At 38.8% G+C, this 16248-nt stretch carries 13 protein-coding genes and 1 pseudogene; 11 read left to right on the top strand and 3 right to left on the bottom strand.

Going from position 1 to position 16248, the window contains the following annotated elements:
- Positions 1 to 100 precede the first annotated feature (100 nt).
- The 5 genes from G8761_RS10595 to G8761_RS10575 all read left to right on the top strand — a co-directional run bounded on the left by G8761_RS10595 (position 101) and on the right by G8761_RS10575 (position 5341).
- Positions 101 to 1342 (top strand): MDR family MFS transporter, encoded by a 1242-nt coding sequence (locus G8761_RS10595; RefSeq protein WP_166026367.1) that lies wholly within the window; start codon positions 101 to 103, stop codon positions 1340 to 1342.
- 35 nt (positions 1343 to 1377) lie between these two features.
- Entirely contained in the window at positions 1378 to 2457 is a 1080-nt protein-coding gene (locus tag G8761_RS10590) for an NAD(P)H-dependent flavin oxidoreductase (RefSeq protein ID WP_166026365.1), read from the top strand.
- A gap of 208 nt (positions 2458 to 2665) precedes the next feature.
- Complete coding sequence (locus G8761_RS10585; protein ID WP_166026363.1) at positions 2666 to 3316, top strand: phosphatase PAP2 family protein; 651 nt, start codon at positions 2666 to 2668, stop codon at positions 3314 to 3316.
- 103 nt (positions 3317 to 3419) lie between these two features.
- On the top strand, positions 3420 to 4619 hold the full coding sequence (locus tag G8761_RS10580; protein ID WP_243449978.1) for an MFS transporter: 1200 nt from the start codon (positions 3420 to 3422) through the stop codon (positions 4617 to 4619).
- Positions 4620 to 4801: 182 nt separating this feature from the next.
- A complete protein-coding gene (locus tag G8761_RS10575) occupies positions 4802 to 5341 on the top strand; it encodes a hypothetical protein (RefSeq protein WP_166026362.1) in 540 nt (179 codons plus the stop codon).
- Positions 5342 to 5363: 22 nt separating this feature from the next.
- On the opposite strand, the gene G8761_RS10570 is transcribed toward G8761_RS10575, so the two are convergent.
- Positions 5364 to 5702 carry a hypothetical protein gene (locus G8761_RS10570; RefSeq protein WP_166026360.1) on the bottom strand — a complete coding sequence of 113 codons (339 nt, stop codon included), beginning with the start codon at positions 5700 to 5702 and terminating at the stop codon, positions 5364 to 5366.
- A gap of 196 nt (positions 5703 to 5898) precedes the next feature.
- On the opposite strand from G8761_RS10570, the gene G8761_RS10565 reads away from it, so the two are divergent.
- Positions 5899 to 7122 carry an argininosuccinate synthase gene (locus G8761_RS10565; protein ID WP_166026358.1) on the top strand — a complete coding sequence of 408 codons (1224 nt, stop codon included), beginning with the start codon at positions 5899 to 5901 and terminating at the stop codon, positions 7120 to 7122.
- A gap of 10 nt (positions 7123 to 7132) precedes the next feature.
- Positions 7133 to 8521 carry an argininosuccinate lyase gene (gene argH, locus G8761_RS10560; protein WP_166026356.1) on the top strand — a complete coding sequence of 463 codons (1389 nt, stop codon included), beginning with the start codon at positions 7133 to 7135 and terminating at the stop codon, positions 8519 to 8521.
- Positions 8522 to 8764: 243 nt separating this feature from the next.
- On the opposite strand, the gene G8761_RS10555 is transcribed toward argH, so the two are convergent.
- A complete protein-coding gene (locus tag G8761_RS10555) occupies positions 8765 to 9934 on the bottom strand; it encodes an MFS transporter (protein ID WP_166026354.1) in 1170 nt (389 codons plus the stop codon).
- 377 nt (positions 9935 to 10311) lie between these two features.
- Here G8761_RS10555 and G8761_RS10550 point away from each other — a divergent pair, with 377 nt between their 5' ends.
- Positions 10312 to 11163, top strand: a complete 852-nt coding sequence (locus G8761_RS10550) for an arginase family protein (protein WP_166026352.1) — start codon at positions 10312 to 10314, stop codon at positions 11161 to 11163.
- 217 nt (positions 11164 to 11380) lie between these two features.
- On the opposite strand, the gene G8761_RS10545 is transcribed toward G8761_RS10550, so the two are convergent.
- A complete protein-coding gene (locus G8761_RS10545; RefSeq protein WP_166026350.1) occupies positions 11381 to 12934 on the bottom strand; it encodes an ABC-F family ATP-binding cassette domain-containing protein in 1554 nt (517 codons plus the stop codon).
- Between the two features lie 528 nt (positions 12935 to 13462).
- On the opposite strand from G8761_RS10545, the gene G8761_RS10540 reads away from it, so the two are divergent.
- From G8761_RS10540 to G8761_RS10530, 3 genes and pseudogenes are all read left to right on the top strand, one after another.
- Positions 13463 to 13894, top strand: coding sequence for a GNAT family N-acetyltransferase (locus G8761_RS10540; RefSeq protein WP_166026348.1), 432 nt, complete (start codon positions 13463 to 13465; stop codon positions 13892 to 13894).
- A 101-nt stretch (positions 13895 to 13995) separates the two neighbouring features.
- Entirely contained in the window at positions 13996 to 15189 is a 1194-nt protein-coding gene (locus G8761_RS10535) for an MFS transporter (protein ID WP_166026346.1), read from the top strand.
- Positions 15190 to 15200: 11 nt separating this feature from the next.
- Positions 15201 to 15878: pseudogene (locus tag G8761_RS10530) on the top strand (methyl-accepting chemotaxis protein); the annotation flags it as partial.
- Positions 15879 to 16248: the final 370 nt, after the last annotated feature.

Here is a 16248-nt window from a genome sequence, read left to right as displayed (position 1 = left end):
TCTTTATATGAATGACAAGGAACTTATTTGCCGAATACCCAAAAAAAGGGTAAAATAAGCCAGATAATTCTTATATTTTTAAACTAACTCAGGAGTAAACATGAAAACTTTAAAAAATCTGCATCCCGTAATAGTGAATATTATCATTGGGACAATGTTTGGCCGGATGGCCACATCCATGAGCATCCCTTTTTTGGCCATTTATTTAACAAAAATAATGCATATTTCCTCATCTAAAACAGGAATGATTATTGCTATAAGTGCCTTAATAGGCATTTGCACCAGCTTTTTTGGAGGATATTTATCAGACCGATTTGGAAGAAAAATAGTTTTGTATATAAGCATTTTTATATGGTCGATGGTTTTTGTTGGCTTTGGGATAGTTCAGACCGTGGCAGGGTTTTTTATTATTAATGCAATGAATGGATTTTGCCGCTCAGTTTTCGAACCCACGTCCAGAGCTTTACTTGCAGATCTGACAGAACCAAAAAACCGTCTTGCAATTTTTAATTTGCGCTATACCGCGATTAATCTTGGGGTAATATTTGGACCCCTTCTAGGTTATTTTTTGGGATCTTCTAAAACAACCTTTCCCTTTTTTATTGCTGCGGGGGTATACATCATTTATGGTCTTTCATTAGTATTCACTTTTCGAAATTCCAAATTAGAAAAATCAACTTCACCTTCCATACAAAAACGTGTAACTATGAAGGAAGCTGTCCAAATAGCACGGGCGGATTCCATCCTTTTGTTTTCTTTAATCGGCCTAATTATGGCTACATTAGGCTATTCTCAGTTTGGTTCTACTCTTCCTCAATATTTGTCCAACTCAGAGTCTATAAAAAACGGAGCCAAATTGTTTTCTTTACTGTTGGCTTTAAATGCAGCTATCGTAATTTTTATTCAATATCCACTTTTGAAAATAGGAAAAAGAAATTCCCCTATCTTGAGTATCCTATTCGGAAATATTGTCAGCAGTGTCAGCCTTTTAGGTTTTGGGCTAGCTAAAACAATACCTGTTTGGATTATTATAGTTTTCCTGTTTACCATTGGAGAAGTATTAATGTTTTCGATGACAGATGTCTTTATGGATTCCATCGCAAAACCAAATCTGCGTGGGACATATTTTGGGGCAATGGGTTTCACCCAGATCGGGCAGGTGGCTGGTCCAGCTCTCGGCGGTTTACTTCTAGATCATTTCGGTTACAATCATCCGTTTATGGTGTTCAGTACGGTAAGCGCTCTTTCTATTTTAGGAGTGCCGATGCTGCTAATTGTTCAGTGGAAACAAAACAAAAACAGAGTAACTGGTAAAGACGCTGATATTGAGACCTTAACATAAATAGAATATCTGTTTCTATAAAAGGAGGAAGTTCTATGTGGAAGACTAAAATTACCGAATTGCTCCAAATCAATTATCCAATCATTCAGGCCCCAATGGCAGGAGGTCCGACTACTTCTGAACTAGCAGCTGCAGTTTCAAACGCCGGAGGGCTGGGAATGATAGGAGCCGGGTATATGAACCCTGAACAAATTCACAAACAGATTCGAGAAATTAGGGATCTTACGGATAAGCCCTTTGGAATTAACTTATTTGTTCCTTCCAGTTACAAAGCTAGTCAGGAAGAGCTGGAGATAGGTATTAGGCATGCCAGAGATATTGCCTCTAAGCTTGGTAAAAGCTTTGATTATGCAGATTTCCCAGACTACGAAGGGGACTATAATGTATTTAACGAACAATTACAGGTTGTAAAAGAGGAAGGAGTAGCGGTTTGTTCCTTCACTTTCGGTTTGCCGAGTAAAGAAAGCATTCAAGATTTAAAGGAATTGGGAATCATTGTTATTGGGACCGCTACTACAGTGGATGAAGCCCTTCTTAATGAAGAAGCAGGAATGGATGCTGTTACAGTGCAGGGAAGTGAGGCTGGAGGACATAGAGGAGCATTCAAACCGGAAGCCCCTGAAAGCTTAATTGGCTCAATGTCACTTATTCCGCAAGCCTCCGATTCCGTTCAATTACCAGTTATTGCAGCAGGAGGAATTATGGATGGAAGGGGATTGCTCGCTGCCAGAATCCTGGGGGCAGAGGGAGTTCAAATGGGCACTGCTTTTTTAACTACAAAGGAAAGCGGCGCCCAGCAGGTTTATAAAGAAAAGCTTCTTTCTTCAACAGAAACACAGAGCGTGTTAACCCGTTCTTTTTCAGGTAAACTAGCAAGAGGTATTGAGAATGAATTTATACGCAGGTCCAGGGATATTGAAAATTCACTGCCGCCATACCCAATACAGAACACGCTAACCAAAGGAATTCGCAAATTGGCCGGAGAACAGAAAAATCCTGAGTACCTTTCACTTTGGTCGGGCCAAAGCGTGCGGCTCGCACGGAAATTAACGGCAAGTGAGCTAATGGAGAAAATTATAAAGGAAGCAGAAAAAGCGGCCAACTTAATTAAATAAACTTTTTAAGCAGGGGATATGCACATCTCCTGCTTCTTTTAATAAATAAGTATATGGGCTGGTGGTGGGTAAGTTATTACTTTTAAGTTTATAAATAATTAGTAAAAATTATACAATTAAGGAACATTTATGATGAAACAAAAGAAGATTCGACAAATATCTTGGTGGGTATATAGGTATTAAATACTATAAAAAGGGAGGATAAAAAATGAAAAAATATCTGTTAAAAGCTCCCTATTTGCTTTTATTATCAGTTTGGCCTGTACTGGGGTTAATCTATCAGGTTTTGAATGAACATCCACAAAAAGCGGCGGATATTTCTACTTCTTTTGATCATAATATTCCATTCATTCCTATTTTCATTATTCCATATATATTATGGTATGCCTATATGTTCGTGTACCTTGTCTACTTTTGCTTTAAAGATACTAAGGTATATATTAAAACCTTAATAATGATAGTTTTAGCTGAACTAGTTTGTTTTACAATCTACTTCTTTTTTCAAACTACTGTACCAAGGCCGGATCCCCAGGGAAATACCCAGATAATTCATTTAGTAAAAAGTATATATGCTAACGACCAGCCTTATAATTGTTTTCCGAGTATACATGTGCTTACAACTTTTTCAATTATGCTGGGATCATTGAATCTTCAGAAGAAGCATCTATTAAATACTATTTCTATCCATTTATTCGGATCTCTGATCATTATTTCAACTCTCTTTGTAAAACAGCATGTAATACTCGATATGATTGGCTCCATGTTCCTGACTACATTTATTTATGGTATAGTTTTTGAGATTTCTAATCTGTGGGTTTCTCAGAAGTCTGAAGCCGTCTATGTAAAGAATAAGGGGTAAAGCTTGGGTATAGTGGATACATTATATTAAAATGAAAAGGAGGGCAGAGAGCATAAGAGCTTTCTGCCCGAACTTTTATTTCAGTCGGATAGGAGGCCATGGAATGGAATCTACTCAGACAAAAAAAATTATCGGAATGAGTTCAGTCATTTTTTGGGTAGGTATGGTCAGCCTTCTAACAGACCTTTCTAGTGAAATGATTGTTCCCATTCTTCCTTTATTTTTAGCTGGAACCTTACATACCCAGGTAGGAACGATTGGTATTATTGAAGGAATCGCTGAAAGTACAGCAAGTATACTAAAACTGTTTTCGGGCTGGCTTTCTGACCAAATGGGAAAAAGAAAACCATTAATGATTGCAGGCTACGGTTTTTCAAATCTTGTAAAGCCCTTATTCGGTCTAGCTTCCTCAGGCTGGCATGTGCTGCTGATAAGATTCGGAGACCGGTTTGGCAAAGGGATAAGAGGCGCACCAAGGGATGCTTTAATTGCTGATTCAACATCCAAGGAAGAGCGAGGGAAGGCATTTGGCTTTCATCGTTCAATGGATACACTTGGTGCAGCGATTGGACCGCTTGCTGCATATTTGATTCTATCTTTTTATGAAGGTAATTATCGGATTGTTTTTTGGGCTTCAGCTATTCCTGGTATTCTGGCTGTCCTAGTCCTTATTTTTTTTCTAAAGGAGAAACAGCCAAAAGAACAAAAGATTCACAGAGGGCTGCCGAAAATAAGTTTTAAGGGGATGAGCCGCCAGTTCATAGGATTTACCCTTATTTCTGCCCTGTTTGCTTTGGGAAATTCATCCGATGCTTTCCTTATTTTACAGGCTAAAAATGTCGGAATGAAGGAAGCCTATATTCCGCTCGCCTATTTGGTGTTTATTATAACATATGTTCTGTTTTCCCTGCCGGCTGGGATTCTCTCAGACCGGATCGGAAGAAAACCTATTCTTATATCCGGTTATATCATTTTTGCATTTATTTACTTAGGTTTTGGAATGGTTCACGGCAGCACCGGGATATGGATTTTGTTTATCTTTTATGGTTTATATTATGCTGCAACTGAGGGAATACAAAAAGCTTATATTGCCGATATTGTTCCTTCAGGAAAAAGGGGAACTGCATTAGGAACATTCAATGCAATAACTGGAATAGCTGCACTTCCTGCCAGCATAATTGCCGGATATCTTTGGCAAGTTTATGGACCTTTAGCTTCATTTGGAGCCAGCAGTGTCTGTGCTCTCCTTGCTGCCATCCTCTTGTTTATTTTTAGAAAAGAAACGGCAGACTTGCAGGAATAAATGATTAAACTCGGCGTACCGAGTTTTTTTTTGGCTAATCAGAATTTATATCCATAACTTCTGAATGCACAAGTAAAACTTTAGGTTAGCCCAAATGATTCGCCATGGTGAATTTTTTTAATAGTGAAAAAAATAGGAATTAAATGTATAATAAAGGAAGTAGCGAAAAGGGAGTTAGATACATGAAGTTTTTTAAAAGGTATAGAATCATCACATTTTTATCAGCTTTAATGCTTGCAGCTGCGGTTTGGGGCGGATATAAGGTTGTATCTTATTTAAAAAATCATGAAATCATGGGTACACAGTCTAGTGAAAAAACAGGGGATGCTGATTCTTCAAAAAAAGTAGTAAATAAGCCAGTGGACAAGTCATTAATCGTTTTCAGCAATGCTCCTGATAAAGACAGCCATGAATTTATAGGCAGCATGCATGAATTTTATAATGATACTCTTTGTTACGGAAAACTTGAAACTGCAGATTATACTGAACAAAAGGATAAAGCAAACGAAATTCTTGAAGATTTAAAAGGAATCACCATCAAAGATGAAAATCTTGCCAAAGATATGGAAGAAATACGTACAAATGCTAAAAAAGTCGCCAATTCAGACAACCGTGGTGCCATGAAAAGGCTTCACCGCTTGTTTCATGATCTGGATATTTATTTTAACGGTTATAGCTATCATGAGGTTTTTGGAATTACTGCATTCAGAGGAACAGAGTGAATTAAAAATGAAAAGGGCGCTCCTAGCGCCCTTTTATGCTGTCATAATCCTTATATTTTAAGGTATCAGTTTTTGAGGTAGGAGTGGATTTTAAAATATTTCCATCCTTATCTTTATAAACTTCATATTCCCTGTACGTCTCCACTATATATCCGCCTATTTCCTTGCGGCTCTCGAGCTTCTCCTCGAATACCGGCACTTGAGAAGGTTCTCGATTATTCTTCATTACACTCATTGCCAGTTCTGTTTTCGTATAAAGAAATGGTTTATTTAAAAAGGAATAAGGGGAATCCAAATAAGCATAAACGCATAATATGAGTAAAAGGCCAAAAAGGGATAGTCTGGCTGAACTTGACTTCAATTTAATCGCCACCTTATACAAAGTTTTCTGTTTAACATTGTATGCTTGTCCCCAATAGATATGTCTATGGAAGCATTGAGAAACGGCGAAAAAGTATTTTGAAAATAAAAACTTTTTACAAATATGATGCATTTTGTATAAAAATACGATAGAATACATATTAATTCATATTTATTAAAAAGGATGTGGCTTTTTTATGAGCAAAGGTAAAGTAGTATTAGCATACTCCGGGGGATTGGACACTTCCGTAGCGATAAAATGGATTCAGGAAAAATATAATTATGAAGTAATTGCACTTGGACTTGATGTAGGTGAAGGCAAGGACTTAGCTGCCATTAAGCAAAAAGCATTGAATGTGGGGGCTATTAAAGCCATTATGATTGATGGAAAAGAACTTCTAGCGAAGGAATATATTCTGCCTGCATTAAAGGCTAACGCGATGTATGAAGGAAAATATCCTCTATCCTCCGCTCTTTCCCGACCACTTATTTCAAAGCTGCTTGTTGAAGCAGCAGAAGCTGAAGGGGCTGTCGCTGTTGCCCATGGCTGCACAGGGAAGGGTAATGACCAGGTTCGTTTTGAAGTTTCCATCCAAGCGTTAAATCCAAATATTGAAGTTATTGCCCCGGTTCGTGAGTGGGGCATGACAAGAGACGAAGAAATAGCTTATGCAGCAGAAAATAATATTCCTATACCAATAGATCTCGACAACCCATTTTCTATTGATGCTAACATTTGGGGACGCGCATGTGAAGCAGGTGTACTGGAAGATCCGTGGGCAGAGGCTCCTGAAGCAGCCTTTGACTGGACAATGCCAATTGAATCCACTCCTGATACTGCTGAATATATCGAAATTGATTTTGAACAGGGAGTACCAGTTGCCCTTAACGGTGTGAAAATGGAGCTTGTCCCATTAATTGAAAAACTTAATGAACTAGGCGGAAAACATGGTGTTGGCCGAATCGATCATATCGAAAATCGCCTGGTAGGAATTAAATCGCGTGAAGTGTATGAAAATCCAGCAGCGCTAATTTTAATCAATGCCCATAAAGAACTGGAGTTTCTCACTTTACCAAGAGAAGTTTCTCAATTTAAAAGCTTAATAGACCAGCAAATGGCTAAAATTATCTATGAAGGACTCTGGTATTCGCCATTAAAAAAAGCGCTTGATGCCTTTGTGGATGAAACGCAGAAAGTAGTAAGCGGAAAAATTCGAGTCAAACTTTTTAAAGGCAATCATACAGTAGTAGGCAGAACCTCCGCTAATTCACTTTATAACGAAGAACTAGCAACATATCTAAAGGGAGATATGTTCGATCATAATGCCGCGGTTGGCTTCATTAAACTATGGGGTCTGCCAACAAAGGTTTATTCAGAGGTACATCAGGAAGAGAAAACAAATAAGAGTTTGCAGGTTTAGGAGGATCACAATGAGTAAGCTTTGGGGCGGCCGTTTTGAGAAGGAAACAAATAAATTAGTAGAAAAATATACGGCCTCAATCGAATTTGACCAGCGTCTGGCTTTAGAAGACATCGAGGGCAGTCTTGCTCATGTACAAATGCTGGGAGAATGCAAGATCATCCCCTTGGAGGATGTTGAAAAAATAAAGAGCGGATTACTGATAATCAAAGAGAAAGTTATATCCGGAAATGTTAGTTTTAGTGTAGAAAATGAAGATATCCATATGAATATCGAAAAAATGCTGATAGATGAAATTGGACCAGTAGGAGGTAAGCTTCATACAGGCCGGAGCCGAAATGACCAGGTTGCTACTGATATGCACTTGTTTTTAAAAAGAAAAACACAGGAAATGATTGATCTCCTGCAGAGTGTCCAAGAAGCAATCCTGCTTCAGGCAAAAAGCCACATAACTACAATCCTTCCAGGATATACGCATTTGCAAAGAGCACAGCCGATTTCATTTGCCCATCATCTGATGGCTTACTTTTGGATGCTGGAAAGGGATAAGGAAAGATTTACGGATAGCATAAAAAGAACCAATATACTGCCGCTTGGCGCAGGAGCACTTGCTGGAACGACTTTTCCGATTGATCGTACGCGTACAGCCGTGCTCCTCGGGTTCGAAAAGGTTTATCCTAATAGTCTCGATGCGGTAAGTGACCGCGACTTTATTGTTGAGTTTTTATCAAATTCTTCAATACTCATGATGCATATTTCACGCTTGTCAGAAGAAATGATTATCTGGTCAAGCCAAGAGTTTCAGTTTATTGAACTTGACGATTCCTTCTGCACTGGTTCGAGTATCATGCCGCAAAAGAAAAACCCCGATGTGCCGGAATTGCTTAGGGCCAAAACCGGGCGCGTATATGGTAACTTGTTTGGCTTACTAACGGTGCTTAAGGGACTTCCATTAGCATACAACAAAGATATGCAGGAAGATAAGGAAGGCATGCTTGATACCATTGATACACTTGAAGGGGCATTGCAGTTATTGGCTCCTATGATTGAGACCATGAAGGTAAAAAAAGATCGGATGAATCGTGCAGTGACTGAGGATTATTCAAATGCGACTGACATTGCTGATTACCTTGTTAATAAAGGGTTACCTTTCCGAGAAGCCCATGAAGTGATTGGAAAACTTGTATTGTATGGCATAAAGAATAAAAAGTATCTGTTAGAGCTAACCCTTGAGGAATTTAAAGAATTCAATTCAATGTTTGAGGACGATGTTTTTACGGTTTTACTTCCTGATAACGTGGTTAATGCGAGGAAAAGTGAAGGCGGCACTGCTTTTTCCGAGGTTGAAAAGCAAATCCTGCTGGCAGAACAGGTTATCAAGAAATCTGTTCTCATATAGTTGCAAAAAGCGTGTGAAATTCTCACACGCTTTTTTTCATAAGGCTCTTTTCTAAGAGATTGTTGCTATTTGAAGGAACTGTGAGAAAAAATAGGCGAGACTCCTCGAAAATGCATACGCATTTCCTTCGTGCGTGGGCGGATTGCCCGCGGAAAGCGAGTCTATTTTTACTTTTATAAACAACAAAGTTTACGAAAAGAGCCTTTCATAAAGAACCTCGCCATAAAGAGGCGAGGGATTGAGCTATGAAACAATTTGATGTTTTGTATCCTTTACCTTAAATACCTGATATAGCAGAAAAGCAATTACAGAAAGAATTGCACCTGATATATACGGAAGACCGGCCGCTAATGAAAACAGCCCTCCCCCAAGCGGAGGTCCCACTATTCTGCCGAGGGAATCAAAGGAAGACAATAAACCTGTGGTGCTGCCATACCCTCCAGTTGATCTTTTGGTTAGAAGGGATGAAACACTTGGCCGAATTACACCATTTCCAATTCCAAAGATTGTTAAGAAGACAGCAGCAGTTGTAAAGCTGTCTACAAGGAGAATCAGCAGAAAGCCAACAGCAGAAATAATGACGCCCCCCTGAATTACTGCACCTTCACCATATTTCTTTGTCAGCCTGCCAACCAGGCCACCCTGGACGAATGCCCCGGCAAGGCCCATAATCATAAAAATATATCCAAGATGCGTTGTATCAATGCCTGCTTTTTTGGCAGCAAAATAGGCAAAAGTTGCTTCCAATCCTGACATGGAAAGAGATAAAAATAATTGCATGATGAATAAAATCGATATTGCCCCGCTAAAAGATGTCCATAAAGAGGCCTTATTTGCTGAGTTAGCTAGTCTGCTTTCTTTTGTTGATGATTCCTTCAATAAAAGAAAGACTAGAACTAATGTGATCAGAGACGAAAAGCCAGAGATATAAAAAGGGAGACTTAGACTAGTTTTCGAAAAAACTCCGCCGATAGCTGGGCCGAATACAAACCCAAGCCCAACAGCTGCACCGATTATACCCATACCTTTTCCCCGATTTTCTTCTGTCGTTATATCAGCAACATAAGCCATTGTTGTAGGCATATTAGCTGAAGAAAGAAGACCTCCGATAATACGTGCCGCAAATAACATCCATAAATGGTTGGCCATTCCCATCATAAAGAAAGAAAGAGACAATCCAGCAATCCCAATCATCATTACAGGTTTTCGGCCTATTCTGTCAGAAACCCGTCCCCACATCGGAGCAAAAATAAGCTGCATTAGCGAATATACAGCCATTAGAAGGCCTAGCTGTGTTGGACTGGCTCCTATTTTTTCCGCATAGAAAGGGAGTACGGGAATAATAATTCCAAACCCCACCATTACCATAAACATGACTAAGAACAATATAGGCAATGCTTTTTTTGTTTCCACCCATTTCACCCCAATCCTATTTCATTTTTAAATTTACCATAAACAATTATTATAGTGAAATTCTGCTATTTGACAGCCTAAATATAAAAAAGAAAAAGAGTAATTTTAAATGAATGATTTAGAAAATATTCCGAAAATAATAGCTGTTTGTTATTATACTTTATATAATCTCTTTTGATAAAACGGTAGTATTTAAGTGTTGCTTTTTTAGCGAAAAATGCAATCCTACTCTTTAACTTGGAAAGCGGAATATTGAAGATGTAGCTCAGACAATGAGAACCTACGGACGCACTTTTAATAGGGGGAGACTGGATTGTAAAGCCTGTTAGCATAACAAAGTTAATAAGATTTTGGGTTAAAATTGAGGAGGAAGTGAATTGAAGGTAAATATTTTTGGGCTTCCAGTTAATGCCGGTGCACTTTATAAAGGGACAGAGCAATCACCTGATGCAATCAGAAAAGCAGGCCTTGTTAATAGATTAAGAGAGGCAGGATTTAATGTACTGGACCATGGCAATATCACGGAGGCTGAGCGGCTGCCAAAGCACAATATCAGCCCTGTACGGAATTGGCCTGCTCCGAGAATGGTTTGGGAAGCAACGTTAAATACATCTGATCAACTATTTAATGATGATGATTTTACCATCATCCTTGGAGGAGACTGCAGCATTGAAGTCGGCACTTTTTCTGCATTTCGAAAAGTATTTGGAGAAGATGTTCATTTGTTGGTCCTTGACGGTCATGTAGATACAGTAGCTCCATCAGGAAACCAGTGTGTAGGAGCTGCAGGAATGGGGCTATGGTTTTTAACTCAGGACTGCAAAGTGTGGTGGCAGGAGGAGCCCTTCCCAACGGAATGTATTACTGTCATTGGAAATCATACAGCGGCAGAAAAGGAATATGGAATCAAAACAATTCCTTTTGAAGAAATAAATTTAGAAAGAGTAAAACAAAGTCTTAACATAATTTCTGATACCAGCAAAATCCTTGTTCATTTTGATGTAGATGTTCTTCACAAAAGTGTAATGCCGTCAGCCTATTCTCCAAGCGAAACAGGTCTATATATGGATGAGGCTTCAGAAATCCTTAAAACTATTTTAGCCGATCCTAGAGTCAAGGGACTCGAGGTAACAGAATTTTCAGCTGATAAGGAAATCGACGGAAAAAGCTCAGAGTCAATTATTGAACTCCTCTCATTAATTTCTGAAAGAGAGAAAGTTGGACTTTAAAAGATTATGTCGAAATATAAACATCAACAAAAAGGCTGTCTCCTTAAAGTTGACAGCCTTTTTCTATTATCGACATGCCACAACAAAAATCGCGATCACACAGGATAAGGACTGCTAGCCATCACTTATCAAACTGATAATTGATTGCTAGCAATTTGTTATCTTTGAGAAAGGCATAAAAAAACCCTGCAGAGGCAGGGTTTAAGCTTGATTTATCTTATACTGTTTGTTGAGACCATTCCTCAACATCCCAGACCTTAGTTATCCAATCTTCATAAAAGTCTGGTTCGTGGCAAACAAGCACTACAGTTCCTTTGTAGGCTTTCAAAGCCTTTTTCAACTCTTCCTTTGCTGATATATCTAAGTGGTTGGTTGGCTCGTCAAACAGAAGCCAGTTGCTTTCGTTCATTTGCAGCTTGCAAAGACGAACTTTAGCCTGTTCACCACCGCTAAGTTGACTCATAGGACGAGAAATATGCTCATTCTTCAAACCGCAGCGGGCAAGAGCGGCACGTACCTGATGCTGGTCCATGCCTGGGAAAGCATTCCATACATCATCGATTGGCGTTATATTACCTGCTTTAACTTCCTGTTCAAAATAGGAAGGGAAGAGGAAGTCGCCGCGCTCCACTGAACCGGACAACGCATCAATTTTACCAAGCATTGTTTTTAAGAGAGTAGACTTTCCGACACCGTTACACCCGGTAATGGCAACTTTTTCACCACGTTCGATTGTAAAGTCCATCTTCGGAAGAAGCGGCCGGTCGTACCCAATCTCCAGGTTCTTTGCTTCAAATACATAACGGCTGCTTGAACGGGACTCTTTAAATTCAAAGGAAGGCTTTACAGCTGTTTCCGGACGGTCAATTCGTTCAATTCGATCCAGCTGCTTCTGGCGGCTTTTCGCCCTGCCTGTAGTTGAATAGCGTGCTTTATTTTTTGCAATGAAATCTTCCTGCTTTTTAATAAATTCCTTCTGTTTTTCGTAGGCATTAATATGTTGATTTTTATTGATTTCGGCAAGTTCAAGGAATTTATCATAGCTTGCTGTATAACGTGTCAGCTTCGAAAATTCAAGATGGAAGATGGTATTCGACACCTGATTCATGAATTCCGTATCATGGGAAATAAGGATAAAGGCATAGGGATATTCTTTCAAATAAGATGCAAGCCAGCGGATATGCTCAACATCAAGATAGTTGGTAGGCTCATCGAGCAATAATACCTTAGGTTGTTCAAGCAGAAGTTTAGCAAGAAGAACTTTAGTACGCTGCCCCCCGCTTAGAGCTGCAACATCACGGTCAAGCCCAATGGCATCCAAACCAAGTCCGCGTGCTGCTTCTTCGATTTTTATATCAAGGGAATAAAATCCTCCTGCATCCAGTGCATCCTGAATTTCGCCCATTTGCTCCAATAAAATCTCAAGTTCGTCAGGAGTTGCATCGCCCATTTTTGCTGTAACTTCATTTAGTTCTTTTTCCTTTTCGAATAAGGGAAGGAAGGCATCTCGCAGAACATCCCTCATTGTTTTACCAGAAGTAAGGACAGTATGCTGGTCTAAATAACCATAAATTGTACCAGGTGTCCATTCAACACGACCGCCATCGTGGATCAGCTGGTTTGTGATAATGTTCATTAGTGTAGATTTACCGACACCATTAGCTCCAACAAGTCCGGCATGATCTTCTGCTAAAAGGCGGAAAGAAACATCTTTAAATAAGGTACGGTCGCCAAATGTATGAGATAAGTTTTCTACTGTTAATAAGGCCATTTTATAGCTCCCCACTTTGTTCAATTAATTTTCCATTACAACATCATACTAAATTTTTGCGAAATCTACCATAGCAATTAAAAGGAAATTAATTGGGATTATGTTTTATACTCGTTTTAACCTTCTGTCAGGCGTTAAATATCTTATTCGGTTGCCGTGGATCCTCCTTTGCGGAAATAGCCGAATGAACCATTTAACCAATGCTGCTAACATGGAGGATTTAGGTTTTTTTTATACATGTGACTTTGCCAGAGGAGTAACGCTACATCCTGGGAGATTATTTATTGCTAAACAAAGTTATCAGAAAGATATAGAGAACGATTTCCTTTGCAAAACCCCAAAAACCCCATTGAGCTTTACCTAGAAATTCATTTATTTTTTTAAATATACATTTTTTGATTTATTTAATAGGCTCTATAATTCTATTCTAGCTTTTAAAAACCTTTGGTAGTATATGTTTATAGACAAATATTATCAAGAAATCAATAAATAGGAAGATAACTCACTTAATTGAAAAGGGGTAAAGAATTGATACGACTTGAAAGAATTACCAAAGAGAACTGGGAAGAAGCAGCAAGCTTAAGAGTAGGGAAGGATCAGAAGAAAAATGTAGCCTCTAACCTTTATTCCATAGCAGAGGTCCAGTTTTTGCCTGAATTTGAAGCAATAGCTATTTATAGCGATGATAATATGGTGGGCTTTGCCATGTACGGTATTGACGAGGATGACCATAACTACTGGATTTACCGTTATATGATTGATGAAAGGTATCAGAGCAAAGGTTATGGAAAAGCAGCTTTAAAGGGAATTATTCGCGATATAAAAAACCGGCCACAATCTAAGATTATTATGGTTGGTTATAAGCCGGATAATACTCAGGCAGCTAGACTTTATCGGTCAGTGGGATTTCGGGAAGAAGGCCCGGCACCATGGGGTGAAACACTAGCAAAATATGAATAAAGCATGTTAGCAGTCAAGTTTTTTGAGTTGACTGCTTTTTCTTTTTAGGCATATATTTACCTAGTTGTATTTTTTTATTCGTTCAACTGGAGGTTACATATTTGGAAAAACAAAAATTATGGACAAGAAATTTTATTAATGTTTGTTTAAGCGGCTTTTCTCTATTTTTAGTTTTTTATTACTTACTCGTAAGTCTGCCGATTTACGTTATACAGGATTTACATGGAAGTGCCTCAAAAGTAGGTTTAGTGGTCACTGTTTTCCTAATTTCTGCGATTATAATAAGACCTTTTGCCGGACAGTGGATTGGTAAGGTAGGAGAAAAAGTAATTCTAATGGCTTCCGTTATAATTTTTACTGCTGCCACAGCATTATACTTTTTACCGCACACTTTGACAGGCCTGCTCATTCTACGTTTTTTCCATGGCATTGGATTTGGCATGGCTACAACCGCTGTAGGTACAATCGTAGCAGAAATTATTCCTGATTCCAGACGGGGGGAAGGCATGGGCTATTATGCGATGTCGATGAACCTGGCAATGGTAGCAGGCCCTTTCCTTGGTTTAAATACGATTCAAAATTTAGGAAGTAATTGGACGTTTGTAATTGGTCTCCTTTTATCCTTCTTCGGATTGTTAACCTCATGGCTGATCAAATTGGATACAAAGGAAAAGGGGGATACAGTTTTACGAAAAGCTGCTCCGCTAAGTTTCCGCGACCTATTTGAAAAATCAGCAGTAAAAATTTCGCTTGTAGGTGCTGTATTTGCGTTAGTTTATTCTTCCATTCTTTCATTTGTTTCTGTTTTTGCTAAAGAGCTTGGGCTGGTAGAAACGGCAAGCTTTTTCTTTGTTGTTTATGCTATTATTCTGCTTTTAAGCAGGCCTTTCACAGGGAAATGGTTTGACCTTTATGGTGCCAATATCATTATTTATCCATCTATTCTTTTGTTTGCTATTGGAATGCTCCTGCTTAGTAAAACCACTGGACCATCCTTATTTTTAATTGCAGCTGGCTTTATTGGCCTTGGCTGGGGAACTGTCTTTCCAAGTCTCCAGACAATCGCCATCCAGGAATCTCTTCCTAACAGAAGAAGGCTTGCCACAGCAACATTTTTGTCCATTTTTGACCTCGGTATTGGAACAGGGTCTTATTTAACTGGACTGGCAGCCGCCAAAATTGGTTTTAGTTCTCTTTATTTCTCTGGCATGTTTGTAGTAATTGCCGGCTTGATATTATATTTTTTACTTCACGGGCGTAAAGAATCTCTTATTAAACGTCAAACAAGTCTGTAAAACTTGCTTCTCGAACGGAAGAAAAGGTTCAGCAGGGCACACAGTATGTTGAAAATGTTACTGCTCAGATGCTTACTATAAATGATAAGGTTCTAAATCTATCTGCTGCAATCCGAACTCTTAATGAGAACTCACTGAAAATAAATGAAAATGCCGCTTTAATAACAGACATTTCAAATCTTTTGGCTTTAAATGCTGCAATCGAAGCAGCAAGAGCAGGAGAACACGGAAGAGGCTTCGGCGTTGTGGCTGATGAGGTAAGAATACTTGCAGAGCAATCAGCCCGTGCAGCCGGGGATATACGAAACATACTCGAATATATTACAGAGGAAACAGCAAACGCTTCATTAGCAATGAACGATAGCGCTGAGGCAGTAAATAAAGGCGGAGAGATAGTCGAAAATGTAGGAATCATTTTTGACGAAATTCTTGATGCAACAGGAAATGTAAAACAACAAAGTGAAGCCGTTCAAATTGCAGGGGAATTGACAAACCAGCGGATGCAGTTACTTCTTGAGTCAGCAGAAGAGATTGCGTGCAATTCATCCAGTTCGGCTGAAAGTATCGAAAAGGTTGCGGCGACAACCGAACAGCAAAATGCAGTAATGCAGGAACTTCTTGCTTCCTCTGAAGAACTTGCTAAGATGTCTGGAACATTTAAAAAATCTTTTTCCAAGTTTAGTATTTAATCTATAGTCCCAAACAGTCTTGTCGTTTACAGGGCTGTTTTTTTTCTTTTTGGAAACTATTTTAAACCACCTTCTGAACGAAAACTTCGTTAGTTATACCTCTCTCGATGAAATAGCTTTATCTTTTTCGAGGATGAGGCTTCCCAGGAAGTGGCGAATTTAGACTTTTATCATTTAACTACGCCTTTTGTTCTGAAAATAGCGGAAGGATTAAGTGGTTATTCTAATTCATACAGGAAAAAGAAAAATTTTAAAAAAAGATGTCCTCTAGGTATGAACATTAATAAAATATATGGTAAAGTATTAAGGGAGAAACCTTTTATACAAGTGGATTCAAACTAACTTTAACTGTCTTTTTCAGATGTACATA

It is taken from the genome of Neobacillus terrae (assembly GCF_011393025.1).
GTDB classification, from domain to species: Bacteria; Bacillota; Bacilli; order Bacillales; family Cytobacillaceae; genus Neobacillus_A; species Neobacillus_A terrae.
The sequence above is the reverse complement of the archived record's forward strand: the minus strand, read 5'-3'. Positions and strand labels throughout refer to the sequence as shown.